The sequence below is a fragment of the Paenibacillus glycanilyticus genome (genome assembly GCF_023715145.1).
Taxonomy (GTDB): Bacteria; Bacillota; Bacilli; order Paenibacillales; family Paenibacillaceae; genus Pristimantibacillus; species Pristimantibacillus glycanilyticus_A.
In genome coordinates, this window is sequence record NZ_JAMBNP010000009.1 from 1 (window position 1) to 18405 (window position 18405).

Annotated in this window: 19 protein-coding genes; 4 read left to right on the plus strand and 15 right to left on the minus strand. The window is 43.2% G+C overall.

The genetic code is table 11. From position 1 onward, the window contains the following. Window positions 1-429 precede the first annotated feature (429 nt). Entirely contained in the window at window positions 430-978 is a 549-nt protein-coding gene (locus tag M3194_RS21870; RefSeq protein ID WP_251656219.1) for a sigma-70 family RNA polymerase sigma factor, read from the plus strand. After that, on the plus strand, window positions 942-2210 hold the full coding sequence (locus M3194_RS21875; RefSeq protein ID WP_251656220.1) for a DUF4179 domain-containing protein: 1269 nt from the start codon (window positions 942-944) through the stop codon (window positions 2208-2210). Before M3194_RS21870 ends, M3194_RS21875 begins: the two co-directional genes overlap by 37 nt. A 1327-nt stretch (window positions 2211-3537) precedes the next feature. Here the strand turns inward: M3194_RS21875 and M3194_RS21880 are convergent. From M3194_RS21880 to M3194_RS21945, 14 genes are all read right to left on the minus strand, one after another. Then, window positions 3538-4371, minus strand: coding sequence for an MBL fold metallo-hydrolase (locus M3194_RS21880; RefSeq protein ID WP_251656221.1), 834 nt, complete (start codon window positions 4369-4371; stop codon window positions 3538-3540). A gap of 222 nt (window positions 4372-4593) precedes the next feature. Beyond that, on the minus strand, window positions 4594-5466 hold the full coding sequence (locus M3194_RS21885; protein ID WP_251656222.1) for an alpha/beta fold hydrolase: 873 nt from the start codon (window positions 5464-5466) through the stop codon (window positions 4594-4596). A gap of 39 nt (window positions 5467-5505) precedes the next feature. Further along, complete coding sequence (rfbD, locus tag M3194_RS21890) at window positions 5506-6357, minus strand: dTDP-4-dehydrorhamnose reductase (RefSeq protein WP_251656223.1); 852 nt, start codon at window positions 6355-6357, stop codon at window positions 5506-5508. A 9-nt stretch (window positions 6358-6366) separates the two neighbouring features. Continuing rightward, a complete protein-coding gene (gene rfbB, locus M3194_RS21895; RefSeq protein ID WP_251656224.1) occupies window positions 6367-7362 on the minus strand; it encodes a dTDP-glucose 4,6-dehydratase in 996 nt (331 codons plus the stop codon). Between the two features lie 13 nt (window positions 7363-7375). After that, on the minus strand, window positions 7376-7921 hold the full coding sequence (gene rfbC, locus M3194_RS21900) for a dTDP-4-dehydrorhamnose 3,5-epimerase (RefSeq protein WP_251656225.1): 546 nt from the start codon (window positions 7919-7921) through the stop codon (window positions 7376-7378). Between the two features lie 14 nt (window positions 7922-7935). Beyond that, the gene (locus M3194_RS21905) at window positions 7936-8466 is read right to left on the minus strand and encodes a sugar phosphate nucleotidyltransferase (protein ID WP_251656226.1); all 531 of its coding nucleotides are present in this window, start codon (window positions 8464-8466) and stop codon (window positions 7936-7938) included. 52 nt (window positions 8467-8518) lie between these two features. Beyond that, on the minus strand, window positions 8519-9799 hold the full coding sequence (locus tag M3194_RS21910) for a glycosyltransferase (protein ID WP_251656227.1): 1281 nt from the start codon (window positions 9797-9799) through the stop codon (window positions 8519-8521). Window positions 9800-10446: 647 nt separating this feature from the next. Continuing rightward, window positions 10447-10878, minus strand: coding sequence for a protein-tyrosine phosphatase family protein (locus M3194_RS21915; RefSeq protein ID WP_251656228.1), 432 nt, complete (start codon window positions 10876-10878; stop codon window positions 10447-10449). A 23-nt stretch (window positions 10879-10901) separates the two neighbouring features. After that, the gene (locus M3194_RS21920) at window positions 10902-11378 is read right to left on the minus strand and encodes an ArsI/CadI family heavy metal resistance metalloenzyme (RefSeq protein WP_251656229.1); all 477 of its coding nucleotides are present in this window, start codon (window positions 11376-11378) and stop codon (window positions 10902-10904) included. Beyond that, window positions 11379-11804, minus strand: coding sequence for an arsenate reductase (thioredoxin) (gene arsC / locus M3194_RS21925; RefSeq protein ID WP_251656230.1), 426 nt, complete (start codon window positions 11802-11804; stop codon window positions 11379-11381). Window positions 11805-11840: 36 nt separating this feature from the next. Continuing rightward, window positions 11841-13133 carry an arsenic transporter gene (locus M3194_RS21930; protein WP_285889459.1) on the minus strand — a complete coding sequence of 431 codons (1293 nt, stop codon included), beginning with the start codon at window positions 13131-13133 and terminating at the stop codon, window positions 11841-11843. Window positions 13134-13146: 13 nt separating this feature from the next. Further along, entirely contained in the window at window positions 13147-13455 is a 309-nt protein-coding gene (locus M3194_RS21935; RefSeq protein WP_251656231.1) for an ArsR/SmtB family transcription factor, read from the minus strand. Between the two features lie 188 nt (window positions 13456-13643). After that, window positions 13644-15044: an NAD(P)-binding domain-containing protein gene (locus tag M3194_RS21940; RefSeq protein ID WP_251656232.1), complete on the minus strand. Its 1401-nt coding sequence runs from the start codon at window positions 15042-15044 to the stop codon at window positions 13644-13646. Between the two features lie 61 nt (window positions 15045-15105). Continuing rightward, window positions 15106-15555 (minus strand): MarR family winged helix-turn-helix transcriptional regulator, encoded by a 450-nt coding sequence (locus M3194_RS21945; RefSeq protein WP_251656233.1) that lies wholly within the window; start codon window positions 15553-15555, stop codon window positions 15106-15108. A gap of 101 nt (window positions 15556-15656) precedes the next feature. Here M3194_RS21945 and M3194_RS21950 point away from each other — a divergent pair, with 101 nt between their 5' ends. Further along, complete coding sequence (locus tag M3194_RS21950) at window positions 15657-16778, plus strand: NAD(P)-binding domain-containing protein (RefSeq protein ID WP_251656234.1); 1122 nt, start codon at window positions 15657-15659, stop codon at window positions 16776-16778. Continuing rightward, on the plus strand, window positions 16778-17278 hold the full coding sequence (locus M3194_RS21955) for an arsinothricin resistance N-acetyltransferase ArsN1 family A (RefSeq protein WP_251656235.1): 501 nt from the start codon (window positions 16778-16780) through the stop codon (window positions 17276-17278). The genes M3194_RS21950 and M3194_RS21955 overlap by 1 nt, the downstream gene beginning before the upstream one ends. A gap of 142 nt (window positions 17279-17420) precedes the next feature. Here M3194_RS21955 and M3194_RS21960 read toward each other — a convergent pair whose 3' ends face one another. Continuing rightward, the gene (locus M3194_RS21960) at window positions 17421-18113 is read right to left on the minus strand and encodes a chloride channel protein (protein WP_311291754.1); all 693 of its coding nucleotides are present in this window, start codon (window positions 18111-18113) and stop codon (window positions 17421-17423) included. Between the last annotated feature and the right edge of the window lie 292 nt (window positions 18114-18405).

Below are 18405 nucleotides of genomic sequence, written 5' to 3' on the forward strand. Positions count from 1 at the left end.
CTTCGCCCCATATTCTACATCTTCTACAACCTTATTCCATTCAGCGGTTGTCTGTCACGAAAGAAAAAGGTTCAAAACCTACGAAAACAAGCGAATTTAAGAGAATAACGATTCTCCATAGAGGGAGATTATTTTAATGCTACTCGCGGAATAATCTCCAAACGACGGTTCGGTTCAGATGAAAATGTCGCATTCGTATTGTCCATGTGATATTCTTAGTGCGCCACTTGTTACCCAACCGCATCGGATCTTTAGCATATCAACGATTCTTAGAGTAGAGCAGTTTGCCAGTGGCAGCTGCTCTTTTTTTATTTAGCTAACGGGCGTTTAAGCTCAATTAGCATTCGGAAAACATTTTTTTGATAACGTGAAACCTAACGATCCTCTTATGTATCTAACGTATGGTTGCAACCAGAAAGGAGATTGTCGATGGATGCCGTATCGGAAGTGAAAAAAGCGCAGCGCGGAGACAAGAAAGCATTCGAAGGTTTGATCTTCTCTCACAGAACGGTCATGTATCGTATGGCGAAAACGATGCTTCAACGCGATGAAGATTGTGCTGACGCTATCCAGGATGCGATCCTGAAAGCGTACCAAAACATACGTAGCTTGAAGGAACCGAGATACTTTAAAAGCTGGTTACTGCGCATCCTCATCAATGAATGCAAACAATTGTACCGACAACGTGAAAATATAATTGCGCTTGAGCTGCGTGACGAGCCCGTTTCCAACGACGACGCATTTGCACGGATCGAGGTCGATCAACTACTCGAAAGTTTGCCAGAGGATCAAAGCGCGCTTCTGAAGCTGTTCCATATCGAGGATATTTCCGTACAAGACTTGGCGGCTATTTTTGAAGTGCCTGAAAGTACAATCAAGACGAGATTGCGCAGAGCACGTGAAAAAGCAAAAGAAATATGGTTAGCGGAGGAGGAGCGACAGTGGAGCAATGGGAAGAAGCAATTAAACAAACGGTGAATCCATCCGTACCAAGCGAACTGGAGGATCGAATCATGCACACTCTTAATCAGCTTCCTCGACAAGCACGCAAGCGGAAAATGTACTACGCACTCCCGGCGGCGGTATTGGCGGTAGTTATCCTGTTCGGCGCAAGAGCTCCAGTTTTCGCGGAAACCATACGTTCAATTCCGGTGATCGGATCGATTTTTGAGCTCGTAGGGAATGTCGGGGAACGGAAAGCCAGTCAAGACGGGCTAGTGAGTCCACTTGGACAACAGGTGGTCATTGACGGTAAAACCGTCACCTTCACGGAAAGTCTTTACGACGGATCGAGCATTCATATCGGTTTTATCAACGATACTGGCAACTTTGAATTTTGGAACCATACTCAAATATCGATAGACGGTAAACGTCTGACGAGCTATAACGCGGATTTAAGCGGCAGCAGAACGTTGGCGGATGGAAGCTTCGCCGGTATCTATACGATTCACCCAGATCAAGAAATTCCGGAATCTTTTACACTTGAATTAAGCTCATTGGATGACCGATCGTGGCATGTCGCGATTTCTATGAAATTACAAGGAGACGAGCATGCTTACCTCATTAATGACGCCAGAGTGTGGCAGGATATGACGATGCTTTACGATAAAACTGTTTTTAATTCATCTTCCGTAACACTTTCCATCCGTTGGTTCAGTAATGAAAAAAGGGAGCTCCCTTCAGTCATGAACTATCAAATTTTCGATGACAAGGGACGCGTTCTGCAAATATTCAGTCATAATGGGAAAGACACACCGACTGAAGACGGTCACTATGTGTACTCTTCTCAATTGAATTTCGAACGTATGGATCCCATTCCGAAGTCGCTGACCATTAAGCCGTATCTGGGAAGCGGTATGACGGGTTTGGAAACAAAACGATGGGAGGGAAAGAGCCTCGAGCTGTCTCAAGGGGAAGCCGGTTCCGTTCGGATTGAGCATATTGAACAAAATAATAATACATTTACGATGACGTTCGAAGTAGAGGGCGAGCTTACCAGTGATCGGACAAGGTATGTGTGGCTAGAAAATCAATATGGTGTAGGATATGACGTTCTTCAATACCCTCAACGGGTGGAAGGAACGGTGAATCAATATCAAGCTGTATTTACCTCGACCAATCCGAACGATGACGTCATCATCGGCACGGAGCAATTCCATCCGAGAGATTATATTGATGACCTGACGATTACAGTCGATATTAGCAAATAATGAAGGTGGCAACGTAACAATAGAATGTGATTCCAACAAATATTGAAACGGCAGCGACCGAAAAAGGGGAATTTATAATTTTGCTATATGGGAACGATATTTCAGCGAATAATGGAGCAGATTGCCACACGGCAGCTGCTCTATTTTTTATTAAGGCGTGCCCAGAGGCACGCATTCTCTAGTTGGTGAAAGTCCAACCGAAGGAGGGGCCAAGCCACCTTCGTAGCTAGGATACCTGCGTAAGGCGAAATCTTTGCGTAGAAGCGTATCGACGAAAGTACCTGTCAGAGACAGGGCGAGCGACATACCAGGCCGTAACATAAAGTGAATCCTGCCGCGTCGTCAAAAAGGCCTCGCAAGAGGGTAAAGAGGAAGCCGAGTCTCGCTTAATTGGGCGAAGGCCATGGAAGCTGTATAGAACTTGGAACAACAGCGAAGAATCCTCCGGCGTAGAGGGATCGGCATGGTATGAAAGAGGATGCGGTGAACTGGGGAGACCCTCCCCTGCACAAAGGAAAACAAAAAGCGCAGATTTCACGCTTTATACGACAAGGTATACCGAATGGACGTACTGTGGGAAGCATGGCGAAGAGTGCGAGCTAATGATTAAGTAGTCTCTATTAGATGGAACGCCGGATGCTGGGAAACTAGCACTTGGGCGGGCGGAAGGTCTCCCAGCCCCGTTACAAGTATTGACAGATTCTAAACATTTTCATCCTCTGTGGTGCAGCGCTGTTTTTGCGCTGCATGGATGGCTAAAGGGGAGTAGTCTGTAAAACGTTATTGAGCATGGCATGCTTCAATATAAGAATTTTGATGGGATAGGATAAAAGGGAGGAAGGTTCGCACAGTAATGAAGATAAGCACTTTAAGCCGTATGATTGTTATAGGTGTGGCAGTGCTTCTCTTGCTGACCGGTTGCTGGGATCGCCGTGAGATTAATGACGTTGCGTTTGTGTTAGCAGGTGGCGCTGATAAAGAGGGAGATAATATTCTAATCAGTGTACTTATCCCGCTTCCTCGGCGAGCCGGCTGCTTCACCGGTGGACTCTGTTTTCATTCCTTGCAAGTTCCATAACGATTAGTCGCGTAGTTTATGACTTATTATTTTTACATGGAATATAATTTCCCAAAGCCTCAAAATTATAACGGTCCCTTTGCAAACCTGTATGAGTACAGCAGCTTATGTTCATGCGACAACATTCTTCTTCAACAAATAGGAATAACCTTACAATTAATGGGTTTGATTCATTGCCTACTCTGCTTAACGGAAAAAAGCTGCCGATATTTTAAACCGGCAGCTTTTTTCCGTTGCTATTCATGAGGTTTAAGCTTTGGCAGCATTTGCGGATCCCCAAAGAGATCCAGGGTTTACTCGGTTTGGGTAAAGCTTGAGCATGGCATGGAATAAATCTAATGCGGTGTCTGTTTCTTTATCCAAACGATTAAAGTCTAACAGATATTGTTTAGTTTCAACCAAAATTTTTGGATCATTATCATTTTCAGGGATTTTGTGCCCCGCAATAACAAATTTAGAGTTTAGCTTTATCAATCGATCAATGGTTTGGATCCATTCCTGTCGAGTACTCAACGTTGTTTCAGCTAAATATTGATGGATGTCGTTATAAACAACATCTCCTGCCACTAGTAATTCAAGATCTGGAATCCATAACGATGTTGTATTTGCGGTATCCGTAAACCCGGCTTCAATGATTTCCAGCCTATGGCCTTCAAGTTCAAACGAGATTGCATCGATAACATCAGGAAAAACTTGGGGCTCAGGAATTTGATTAGGGAATAGTTTATCCCAAAAGCTTTCAATAAGACCTCCTTGTTTATAACTTTCTTTAACCGTTCCTTCCGTTGCTATTGCTTTAACATGGGGAAAAGCTTCTTTTATTTGTTTGATTCCAAAGAAATGATCTCCATGGCCATGCGTAACATAAATGTATGTTAAGTTACGGTTAAAAGACTTTATCCAATCAATCAATTTCTGATTTTGTTCAACAGTAATGAAAGTATCGACTAATACAGCATCTTTTTCTCCATAAATAAGAGTTGAGGTATTGGAAACCCATTGAAGTTCTTCTTTTCCTTCTGGCAGGTTTCTTGTAAGGCTGTCACGTTTTACGCATAGTTCTGCGAATTGTAAGCTTCTCATATTAACCATCCTTTAATTTAATGTTTGCAAATACTTAAACGCTGCCCCTATAAACTGCAATATGGGGAAGAGAGAGTTAAACGACCGTTCCCCGGTAGAATACCGTGAAACGGTCGCAGCTTAAAGAAGACGTGTATTTTTTATAGAGATATAGTTGACTGGGTTATGATCACTTCGGTTGACCTTTTGTCACTCACACACGGCTTAAGTTACGCAATAGTCTTATAACTTTGTTTGTGCAACAAATTCATTAACGGCTTGCGTAAATTGCTCAGTATGCTCAACATGCTCCATATGACCACCCTCCTCGAATATGACGAGACGAGATCCAGGAATCTTTTCTGCCAATTCTTTGGACCACCTTGGCCCGCAGTTGACGTCATATTCGCCGACTAGAATGAGGGTTGGCGTGGTGATCGTATGCAGGATATCCCGCACATCCCACTCATATGGCAGGCGGTTAGGGTCTCCGAAGAAATCGAGAACAACCTTCCATTCACCTACTTTTTCCTTAACCTTCCAGTAATTGCCGAAGTATGCAGGCAATAAGCGGTGGAGAACAGCCAACGCCGACTCTTTGTCTCTTACGTTTTTCGAATCCATCATTGCTTGCTTTGCATCTTGCGCTTCCGCGTTATCCGGCCAACGCTGAGCAAAGCTCTCGATTTGTTTGAATTGCTCCATATATAGATCCATGCCCATTGTAGGAGCACTGGATTGGAGAATCAAGCCGCTAAGTTCGCCCGGGTAATCCAGAGCGTATTGAATGCCTACGCCGCCGCCATGAGCATGACCCAGGAAATAATACTTTTGAGCTCCGATATGCTCGGCTACTTTATGTGCGAAAAACGCATACCGAGGCATACTATAGTTTCCGTCCGGAAGCATATCTGATTTACCTGTACCTACCGGTTCTAAATACACCATTGTCATTGTTTTCTCCAGCTCTGGCATCTGAAGATACTTCCAGTGAAACCCGGGTCCGCCCGAGTGAACTAAACAAACCGGGCCGTTGCCAGCTACGTGATAAACTTGCCGCACACCATCGATGAATACTTCATGTTCTCCAACTGCCAGCGGATGAGATTGATTCATTGTTAAATTCCTGCTTTCTTGGTTAATTTGAATGGCAAGTCACTTGCCATTAAAGCCGAACGACCTCAAAAATTCCTCTAATGCTTTACGCCATGGGCGAAAGTCTTCAAATCCATTAGCAAGAATTGCGGTATGCGCCATTGCCGAATAGCGCGGACGAGGCGCAGGTCGTGGAAAGTCTTTTGTGGAACATGGCTTAATTTCCACTTTGAATCCACTCTCCTCCATAATCGCAACAGCAAGATCATACCAGGAACAGATCCCCGTGTTTGATGCGTGATAGATGCCATATTTCTCCGAATGGATAAGTTGTAATAAAAAATAGGCAAGATCCGCAGCATAGGTGGGGGATCCGAATTGATCATTGACTACCTCTAAGCTCTCTCGTTCCTGAGCCAACTTCAGCATGGTTTTAACGAAATTATCCCCGTTTTGCCCAAATAACCAAGAGGTCCTTACGATAAAATAACGAGAGGATAACATTTGGACAGCTTGCTCTCCGGCTCGCTTCGACTTTCCATAAACGCTTTGTGGATTGGTAGGCGCATATTCCTCATATGGTTTAGTTGCCTCACCGTCGAAGACATAATCCGTGCTGATATAACATAGCTTTGCCCCTACACTTGCAGAAGCTTTTGCTACATTCCAAGTGCCAATTTCATTCATTCTGAAAGCTAGCTCTTCTTCGGATTCGGCCAAATCTACACCCGTGAAAGCAGCGCAATGGATAGCGACATCTGGTTTATAAGCTTCAAATACCACTACACACTGTGTCTCATTCGAAACATCAAGCTGCTCTCTGCCAAGTCCTAAAACTTCATGACTAACCGAAAAAAGTTTGACAACATCATGACCTAACTGACCATTCGCACCTGTCACCAATATCTTCATGGCACGCCCCTAACCTTGATGGCTTGGCTCTGAAGAGCGGCCAGCGAGAATGGTCATCCACCAGTCTTGATGATCCAAGTACCATTGAATGGTCTCTAAAATACCTGTCTCAAAAGGATGCTTCGGATGCCATCCCAATTCATTGATAATCTTGGTCGCATCAATCCCATAACGGCGATCATGTCCTAAACGATCAGGAACATGCTGTACTAATGATTCCGGCTTTCCAAGCTCCTTTAGAATCGTCTGTACAATCTGAATATTCGTCTGCTCGTTACTCCCGCCAATGTTATAAATTTCCCCGTTCTTGCCTTGATGCAGCACAAGATCAATGGCCTGGCAATGATCCTCTACATACAACCAGTCACGGATATACAAGCCGTCTCCATAAATAGGAAGAGGACGATTGTTCCATGCATTTACAAGCATGAGCGGGATTAATTTCTCGGGAAATTGATAAGGTCCATAGTTATTCGAACATCGTGTAATGTTAACGGGCAAACCAAATGTCTCATGATACGCACGTACAAGCAGATCGGATCCTGCTTTACTTGCCGCGTAAGGACTGTTAGGATGTAGTGGTGACTGCTCGGTAAACAGCCCTGTTTCGCCAAGCGATCCATACACCTCATCCGTAGAGACATGAACAAACTTCTTAACTCCAACTTTTACAGCGGCATCAAGTAAGACTTGTGTCCCGAATACATTGGTCTTTGTAAAAATGGCGGGGTCCACGATACTTCGGTCCACATGAGATTCCGCCGCAAAATGAACAACGATATCAATACCCTTACCAAACAAACGGTTCATTTGTTCTCTGTCTGTTATATCGCCTTTTATAAAGGAATACTTAGCGCTTCTGGGAATGGTAGACAAATTTGTTAGATTCCCGGCGTATGTTAATGTATCCAAATTAATGAGTTCATAATCCGGATAGCGATCCAGCATATAATGAATGAAGTTGCTGCCAATAAATCCAGCTCCTCCAGTGACTAGTATCTTCATGACCTTATTGCTCCTAGAAATTTAGTTCCGCATGAACAAGCAGCGGATGCTCCCGATCTTTATCCGATAATATAGGATTTGCTGTAGGCCAATCGATACCTAATGCTGGGTCACTCCAAAGTATCCCCCGATCCAGTTCCGGAGAATAAAAGGCATCGGCCTTATATAGAACTTGCGTATTGGGAACAAGGGTGCAAAAGCCATGCGCAAAGCCTCGTGGGATTAAAAGCTGCCGTTTATTAGTCTCACTCAGGATAACCCCTGCCCAATGGCCGAAAGTAGCAGAATGTGTGCGTATATCAACCGCAACATCATAAATTGCTCCTGTGGCTGCACGAACTAGTTTGGTTTGAGCATGGGGATTCAATTGATAATGCAAACCTCTTATAACCCCGCTCTGAACGGACAAAGAATGATTATCCTGGACAAAAGCAGTATCGATGCCGTGCTCAGCAAATTTCCTCTGACTGTAACTCTCCATGAAGAAGCCTCGGGAATCACCATGTACTTCCGGCTCTATTACATATAATCCTTCTAACCTTGTAGGAATGAAATTCATTAGCACCTAACCTTTTAATTCCAATAATTATCCTCAAGATGTAAATCCTTGGCTAGTTCATTAGCGCGTACTAACGATTCATGCGTTCCCGCATCCGTCCACCAACCATTCAGGATATCAAATGTTAGTTCGTTTCTTTCGATATACGCATTATTTACATCCGTAATTTCCAATTCGCCGCGATCAGATGGCTTCAAGGTTTTTACGATATCAAACACGGTGTTGTCGAACAGATAAATCCCCGTGACGGCATAATTGCTTTTCGGATATTGAAGCTTCTCCTCAATGGATACGATTTTATCTTCTTGAACTTTATAAGTGAATGTGACGTTCATCTCTCGGCCACTCCCGAGCAGATTAACAACATCCCCTAGATCCTCTTTTCCAGTAACGATAAGAATTTCAGTGATGCCAGCTTGTTTTAATTTAAAGACCGGATAGAATATCATGGGATATTTACCGACGGGCAATAAGTGTTTATTCGTCACTTTGGTTAGTGGAAACAATCTGGATCCCGTTCCGCCTGCGAGAATAATTCCCTTCATTAATATCCCCCTTACCTCTCGTTCATCAATAGGAAGATGATAAGGATTTCCGTTATTTGGCTTCTAACTCGGCGATCGCATTCGCGATGGACGTGTACGGATCTAGGGAAGCATACTCCGCTTTCAATCTTTGAGCGTTCGCTATGAATTCCGTTTTATTAAGTACGTTAAGAACCGCCTCCCGAATTGCCGCTGGAGTCGGTGTTTGAGTTTTGAGATTGATGGCTGCACCGGTATGGGCCGTACGTGCGTTACCCTCAATCTTATCTTCGGAAATGCCAGCCAATACCATCGGCACTCCGAAGCTTAACGCCTGCTGCGTCCCGCCAAATCCACCGTTTGTGACAAGAACATTGGTATGCGGAAGGAGGTCGACGAAAGGAATGAATTCCGCAACGCGCGCATTGGCCGGTATGTTTTTGACTTCTTCCTTGCTGCCTGTCGCAGCAATAACTAGAATCGGCAGATCAGCCAGCGCTTCTAACGTTGGCTCAATGAGATGACTGAAGTCACCGTTTGCTACTGTTCCCTGTGTTACAACGACAACTTGTTCGGCTTCTAACACTTCAGGCCACCATACCGGCAATTTAGCCTCCACAGAAGGCGGAGTAGGAAGCGCTCCGATGAAGCGGACACTGTCTGGCAGATCTGATCGCTTATAACTCAGCTCCTCCACAGACAGCTGAAGGTAGCGGTCCGCATATACGCAGCTATCAAGAAGGTATGGAATTTCCCCGACTGCTCCCAGATCCGTCAACACCTTCTCATAGAGCTTCTGTGCATCCCCGAATATTGTATTTCTCATTAAGCTATTAAGCTCGAGGTTTCGTGCACGCCCCTCTTCTGAGCTGTCCGGTTCGAGTCCCATGCCAAATGGAGCGGCGTCTATGCTAGAAATCGCAAGTGGTATAACGCCTACGACAATATATCCCTTCGCACGCACACCAGGGGCACCGTGCAACGCTGGAGAGATTGCGAAGCCGAATGATTCAGCCATCACAATCGCTTGGTCATCACCATACTTCTCCAGTTCTTGTTGCAACGCCGAATGTTGGTTCGGAATAGCGCTAACGAAATAGCGCTGCAGGTCATAGTTAACCTGGGCTGGCCCTTCGAAGGCGAGTCGCTCGGGGTCCAATAATTCCTCAGGTTTCCAATCGGCTGCACCCGTAAATGAAACAAATGCGGCGCCTGTCCTTTCGACGGCTTCCTTGAAGATAGACCCTGTTATAATAGTCACCTCATGACCGCGCCGAATAAGGTCTTTTGCTATGGACAGCATAGGAGCGACATGTCCATATACAGGCGTAATGGGAATGATAATTTTTGACATAATTAAACCTCTTTCTTTTGCACTTAAACAAACGTTTAAGCGTTAATTGGAAGCCGTATTGGATATGCACTTAGAACTAAGAATCGAGTCTTTTTGAACTTTAACTTAAAGGTATGCGGAATGCGGTGAGGAGCTTAGACATTTTCTTCGTTGATATTCACCTGCGCAGTATTGAGATCGATCGTTCTCATAATACAAATTCCTTCTGCCTTTTGTCAACTTTCTAAAGAAAACTTAAAATTTTATTATTTTCCCTTTCAATTTGAAACGAATTTCTGTTATTGGAACTACTTTTACAACATAAAATAATCCATTATTGTTACTATTAAACAAAAATAAGAATGAACTTGGTTATACCAAGCCCATTCTTCAACAAGTTACATTTCCTCTTGGATAAATCGTTAACCGACAACGGCCTTAACATGGTTTAACAAGTAGGGGAGACGAAAAGAATAGCTTACGGGATCCGAGTCCCACGGGCAGTTACGTTCGATCCCCGGCTACTGCAATCTTACGACACTACAAAAAAGAGGTCGACCAGAAAGATCTGGCGACCTCCTAATACGAACGAGCTGTTTAGCGGATTAAGCCATTTGATAAGTACCATATAAAAAAAGGAAATGTCCCGTTGGAACATTTCCTTTTCATTATCCAAATATCTTTTCCAAGGCTTCTTTCTGTATTGGCTTAACATCAATAATTGAGCGAATTTGTTTTGCTTTTGAGATAGCATCCTCTACGTTTTCGGCAATGCCTAATTCCAGTAGTGTACCAGCTGCCACTGTACCCGTACGTCCTTTTCCCGCACCGCAGTGGAAAGCAACTTTCTTGCCATTTCGATAAGCATTTACTACCTCGTCTATTGCTTGCTTGAACGCAACATGCTGGTTTTCTGGTGAATTATCACCAAGCGAGATGGGTACATACTTTGCCTTAGATTCTGTATAAGCAACACCATCTGCCTCACCGCGCAAGTCAACGATCACATCGATATTTTCGTTTTTCTCCATTGCTTCTACGTCTGCGGCTCCGCCCATAAAGATTTTACCTTCATGAAGAGAGTGATAGTTCTTTTCCATGGTGTTAACACTCCGATGCTTTTTTATTTTTTTCTAAAGCTTGTAAATGATACTGAAACAGGTGAAGAGGGAGGAGCGCAGCAAAGCGAAAGATCACGCGTTTCACCAGCTGATTCAAATTCAGAATCTTCTTTTGTGTAGAAGATCTCCCATGCGTTTCCATCCGGATCATATACCCATACTTTATCTTGCACAGCATAACAGCAGGTTGTATTCATTTCGTCAATTAACAGCAAGCTCGACTCACGGAGTCTTTCTCCCATTGCCAACACTTCTTCCGTATCATTAACCTGAAAGCCAAGGTGGTTTAATACGCCATTCTTCTCAAAAGGACGTACGTTTAAAGAGAAATGTAAGGCCGGATTATCCAATTCAAACTTAGCGTAGTTGTCTTTGATCTTCGATGGCTCAGCTCCAAAGAAACTCCGATAGAAGGCAATCGATTTTCCAAGATCAGAACAATTGACTGCTACATGCATTCTATTAATCGAAGCAGACATTTACTCACCATCTCTTACGAACTGTTCAATTCGAGACTTTATGGAGTCTCTGACCGTACGGAATTGCTCCATGATTTCTTCTTCTGTGCCTGTCGCTTTGGCTGGATCATCAAAACCCCAGTGCCATTTGATAACATTAGGATTCATAATGACAGGGCAGTGCTCATCAGCATGTCCGCACAGAGTAATCACATAAGTAGCGCGATTCAAGATCTCGGGATCAATAACATCAGAGCTGTTACCGCTAATATCTACCCCTGCTTCTTTCATGACTTGAACGGCTCTAGGATTCAAACCATGTGCCTCTAGACCAGCGCTTTTTACTTCGTACTTATCTCCACCGATTGCGTTCAAAAAGCCATCAGCGATCTGGCTGCGGCATGAATTCCCTGTGCAAAGAAAATAAACAAGTGGTTTGTTAGACATTAAAAAAACTCCTTTGAATTGTCATTTTATTGATCGTCAGCCTACAACTTTTAGCCATAAATAAAGTCCGCATAAGGTAATAAACAAGACGGGAACCGTTAGAATAATGCCCGTTTTAAAGTACGCTCCCCAGGAAATCTTGACGCCCTTAGTGGATAACACATGCAGCCAAAGCAAAGTAGCGAGTGAACCGATAGGGGTGATTTTGGGGCCTAAGTCAGATCCAATTACATTGGCATATACGAAAGCTTCCTGAATGATTCCCGTAGAATTCGTATTATCAATAGCAAGCGCATTGATCATGACGGTCGGCATGTTATTCATAATCGAAGAGAGAATAGCAGCAATGAATCCGGAACCTACTGTGGCAATGAATAAGCCGTGATTACCGACCCATTTAAATACTTCGCCAAGTTCATCCGTCAGTCCAACATTCCTAAGTCCATAAACAACGACGTACATGCCAATGGAGAAGGTGACAACTGCCCATGGCGCGCCTTTTACAAGCTTCCAGGTATGAATCTCCCGGCTCTGACGGGCAAGCAACAAGAAGATAATAGCTGCCACACCAGCGATGATTGACACCGGTACGTTGATGAACTCACTTGTTAAATAGGCGATTAGTAGAACGGCAAGGATAATCCAGGAGATCTTAAATAACCGCATATCTTTAATCGCATCGACCGGCTTCTTCAGTTGTGCCAGGTCGTATTGTTTAGGTATGCTTTTCCGGTAGAAGAGAAAGAGCACAAGTAAGCTTGCGGCAACAGAGAAGAGAGTTGGAACAATCATGCGGCTAGCGTATTCGGCGAATCCTACACCGAAAAAGTCTGATGACACGATATTCACCAAGTTACTTACGACAAGCGGGAGGGAAGCCGTGTCGGATATAAATCCACTCGCCATAATAAAAGGAAGAATCATACGTTCATCAAACTTCAACGCCCGGACCATAGCCAGAACAATAGGCGTTAAGATAAGAGCCGCACCGTCGTTTGCGAAAAAAGCAGCAACTGCCGCACCCAGTAAAATGACGTACACGAACATTAAATGACCGTTTCCTTTGGCGGCTCTAGCCATATGAAGAGCTGCCCATTCAAAGAAACCAATCTCATCAAGAATGAGTGATATTAGAATAACCGCAACGAACGCAAGAGTAGCGTTCCAAACGATTTGGGTTACGTCCCACACATCGTGAAAATTAACGACACCAAAGATGAGTGCGATTACAGCACCGCCACAAGCGGACCAACCGATGTTAAGCCCCTTCGGCTGCCAAATGACGAATACTAACGTAACTAAAAAAATGATTGATGCAAGTGCCAGCATAATGCCTCCTGGGTTACGTACAGCCTTTAACTGCATTGATTTTCTCTTGCATGGATGGAAGCTGATCAATTAGCTGTTTCAAATAATCTTTGTCATGTAAGTTCAATGAATAGTAGATCCACTGACTACGGCGCTCCTCGTTAATGAGACCACCCATTCTTAGTTTTTTTAGGTGTTGGCTAACGTTCGGTTGGGTGGTTTCTAAAATTTCAACGATATCACAGACACACATCTCTTGGTGCCGCAGAAGCGCCATTATTGTCAGTCTGGTTTTATCGGAGAGAAGCTTAAGTTCATCGGACATTTCCTCAATGGATTGCAAATTCGTGCCTCCTTTCTGTAACTAGCTTGCTAACTACAGGGTAATTATATACGCGATCAATTATATAAGTAAATGATTATATCATTAATCACTTATTTAACACTGGGTTAACAAAGATTAACGTACAGATAACAAATGAGAGGTATAATAAAAAGCTTCTGCCGTTTAGCAGAAGCTTCTCGAATTTATTAACATCCTGTATCCGTTTCACATGATGAAGACGCATTATTCGAACTGCAGCAGCCACTACTAATCCTTGTTACAGCGATTGGCCGAATAGGTATCCTCATTGGGGTAGAAGCGCAGCAGCTGTTGCTGTTATCACTTATTTCTGTTGATCTGGACACTGAGCAAACACCAGTTTCCGGTAGATGAAGCTGCACTTCACGAGCTGCTTTAAAATCACCTGCTAATGCAGCAACAACACTACGTACTTGTTCGTAGCCCGTAGCCAGCAGGAACGTTGGAGCTCGACCGTAACTTTTTGATCCCACGATATAAAAGTCCTTTTCCGGCTGACGAAGTTCCGCTTCACCATGAGGGCGTACGGTGCCGCAGCTGTGAATATTGGGATCAATCAAGTCAGCAAGCTGTGGGACGGACTCCACAGCGGTATCAGCTGCGTACCGCAATTCAGTATGGAAGGAGAAATCAGGTCTTGCTCCCGTTGCTACAATAACCTCATCGATCTTAGCAATAGAGTAAGCCTTATCTAATTTAGAACCATGTAGAGATAAGGTATCTGTTTCTTGTTTAATTTGATCAATAAGAAATGGGGTGTGAACTTGCACATTGCCTTGCTGCACATATTGGTTAGCCCGAGTGCCTAGTGCTCCTCGTGCCGGTAAACCATCATTTTCTCCGCCTCCGAATGCATCCGTAACCCTTTGCTTTCTTAATACCCAGTGGATTGTGGTTTCCGGGATATTCATTTTTAACTCATTCAATAAGGTGAGTGATTGAATGGCCGAATGACCACTGCCAACAACAACGATGTTTTTCCCCGCATAACGTTCTTTATCAGCACCCAAAATATCCGGAATACCATACTGAATGTGATCTTTATTATTCTTCTCGCCTTCAGCAGGATGACCACTTGTGCTCATCGGGTTTGGTGTGAGCCATGTTCCTGTTGCGTCAATAACTGCTGAAGCCTCTTTACGCAATAACATACCATTGTGCTCATATTCAATTATAAAGGAAGCTAGTTCCCGGCCAGCTGTCTTCATTTTATCGAATCCTTTTCGATAGACGGCTTTAACCGTCGATTGAAGATGAATAAAGGGCTGTAATTGATTTAGGTGTGATAATGGTAAAAGGTACCTATTCACTAATTCTAACCCTGTAGGCATGTGATCTTTAGCTGGAGCTTGCCACCCGGTTTGCGTCAGGAGCTCCTTAGCGGCTGTATCTATGTTGAATTCCCAGGGGGAGAACATCCTTACGTGCTTCCAACTAAGTACAGAGGATGCGATATGAGTGCCTCTTTCAAATAAAATAAAGGGCATATTTCTCTTTACAAGCTGTGCTGCAGCAGCTAATGCTACTGGTCCGCCACCGATAATAGCTGTTGGTAATTGTGTCTTCATTTTACTTCCCCCTCAGATTTTATTTGCAAATTGCAAGTATATGATAAAAGGTATACCTCCATTATTTTGGAGGCACACAACATGCTGCTGATTTTGTCATAGCATCATTAAACAATTGAATAGAGCGAAGTACCGTTTCTCGTTCAAATTCACTCATGGTCGAAAGGACACTATTCAGTTGAGTGTTTACGGTAAGGTTAATCGCATTCTCAACCGTTAATCCTTCCGGTGTTAGAGATAATATATTGATTCGTTGATCAGAAGGGTGAGGCGTTTTCTTTACGAATCCCTTATCTGTTAGTGTTTTAACCTGTCTGCTAAACGTGGTGATGTCTATCCCGAGTGCTCCTGCAATATCCTGCATAGAGGGATTATGCTGACGATTTATCTCATATAGGATATGACTTTGTACAAGTGATACCTCTTGGCCGCAACAAGAATCACAGCATTGTTCGCTTAACAAACCAAAATTTCTGGACAAGATCTGAAACATATTCCTCACATTTTCCATTTGCATGACCTCCTGAGACAGTTATAACATTTATATTTGCAAACTGCAAGTATTTATGTATAATCGTTCTTAAAAATACCAAAAGCAGGAGGAGTCTTGGAATGTTGGATGTCATTATTATTGGGGCTGGACCGTATGGAATATCGATAGCCGCACATGCTGTCGCGAAGAAACTAAGCTACAAACTGTTTGGATATCCCATGGATTTTTGGACAAATCAGATGCCACAAAACATGTACATTCGAACACCGCATGATCTGGTCAGCTTTTCCTATCCTGAGGGGAACTACACCATTCAACAATTTGCAGAAGAAACACGAACCATACTCGAATCTCCCTTGCCACGAACAGTGTTTGTACGCTATGCCTTTTGGTTTGCTGAAAGAGCTGGAATCCAGTTCACTACAGAGCTTGTTCGTAACTTAAGCCACAATGGCCAGTATTATACGATTACGGCAGAGTCAGGTGATAAGGTGGAGGCTAAAAATGTGGTTATAGCTACAGGGGTTAAAGATTTTCAATATATACCGTCCCTATACTCTGATCTGCCTCGGTCACATGTATCCCATACTTTAGGTATTACCAGTTTTGATAAGTTTCGCGGAAAAGATGTTATCGTTGTTGGGAGCGGACAGAGTGCTTGGGAGGCAGCAGCTTTGTTACACCAGGCTCGGTCAAAGGTTAAGCTGCTGTATCGAAAGAAGAAGCACGTATACGGCGGAAGTAGAGTAGCCGAATTGATCTTAATAAAGACAGGAGATATTTTTTACAAGCTCCCTCGCCCCTTAAAAAAGCTGTTACGGACTGCGGGTTCAGTAACCGTACCTATCGCACACTTTTTAAAACCATTAGTTGAAGAGAAAGTGCCTAGGTTTGCAAATAGAACGATAAATCAGGTTAGCGTAGTGAATAACAAAGTACAACTGAAATTAACTAATGGTGAAGAAATATATGCTGATTACGTTATCGTTGCATCCGGGTTCAAAATCCATTTAGATAAGTTGACTTTTGTTGAAGATCTTCTAAAAAACCAAATTGTTAGAGAAGAAGAGAGTGCAGCATTTCCAAAGCTAAATCAGAACTTTGAAAGCAATCTTAAGGGGCTGTTCTTCGCAGGGCCGTTATCAGCGCATAGTCATGGTCCTACATTTCGATTTATACTTGGATTAGACAAAGCTTCAAAAACAATTATCCGCTCGATAACAACACAGGAGGAGAGCTAATGCCAGACATACTCGTGAGACATGCAACTTCAATGGATTTAAAAGATGCATTATCCATATATAATCAAGGAATTGAAGATCGTATAGCTACGCTTGAAGTTGAACCAAAAGATATGGACTATATGGAAAGTTGGTACAGCGGGCACAGTGAGCGATACTCAGTTCTTGTTGCAGTTAAAGGTGATGTCATCGTAGGCTGGGCGTCCTTAAACAAGTATTCTTCACGATCCGCGTATGACGGAGTGGCTGATTTGTCGATCTACATTGAAAGAGATCACCGAGGCCAGGGGATTGGAAGTATTTTGCTTGCTGCACTTGAAGTCGCTGCCGTGCAGAATGGTTTTTATAAGATTGTTCTTTATACTTTTCCATTCAATGGATTAGGCCAGGGATTATATCGTAAACATGGATACCGTGAAGTTGGCCTCTTTACTAAACAGGGGATTATAGACAGCAAATTTGTCGATGTTATGGCTATGGAAAAGTTATTAGGAATATAAACAAACTGAATCGAAGTAACTAAAGCCGTGATCATTTGATTACGGCTTTTTAATACAGTATCAGCAGCAACCCGTACCTGTCTGTCTGAATTTCAGCTTTCAATTTATAATTTATATTTCCATAAGCAAGCACATGGACCAATTAATCGTTTCTCTGTGCATCCTTAACTTTATTTAACTTGATAGAACTTAATGTTGAGTTCTCCGGAATCAAATGAAGTTTAGACTTTGATACACCGATTTGCTGGGAAGCATAAATACCTGTATGCCCTGAGAACATGTAGCTGATGATACATGCCATAAACATATATAGCGCGCCTTCAGCTCCAAAGAGCTCAACCCCCATAATAAAGCAAGCAATTGGGGTATTTGTTGCGCCGCTGAAAACGGCAATAAAACCTAAGCCAGCTAAAAAAGGTGCTGAAATATGCAATACGCCGGCAAGAGAATTTCCTAGCGTACCTCCAATTACAAAGAGGGGGGTCACTTCTCCACCTTGATAGCCGGCCCCAAGAGTCACAGCTGTTAATATGGTTTTCCAGAGGAAAGCTAATGGAGAAACCGGGTGTTCAAATGACTCCTGCAGGAGTGGAACGCTCAATCCAAGATAGTCTCTCGTGCCCAATATATAGACGAGTAAGATAACGATAACCCCGCCAATGAAAGTCTTAATTACAGGGTTTTTAAAAACGTTGGCAAACATTTTTCTCAACCAGTGGGTTAGTTCGCTAAACATAATGCTTGCTAATCCAAATAGAACGGAAGCGATGACCACCTTTAATACAATCATTACTGTAAGGCTTGGTATCTCGCCGATCTGGTAATGGATCGTAATATAATCTAGCTCCTACTACCTGAAACAGCGAACATCGCGTTCAAAGAAATCCCGCCTTTTAGAAAATAGTATTATACTATTATCGATGCATCTCGTTAAGCTATCAGTCAAGGCAATTTGTCAATGGATACTTTAACCTTTAACCACAAGCATATTGAGTCAACATTTTTTATTAAAAGGTTGAGAAAATACTGCTATACTTGAATTTAAACAAGACAAATAGCTAGGCTGCTGTTTATCTGCTTCTTCCTCAAGGCTCTTTAAGAAGAAGAGTGGAAAGCCTCCAGTCCCA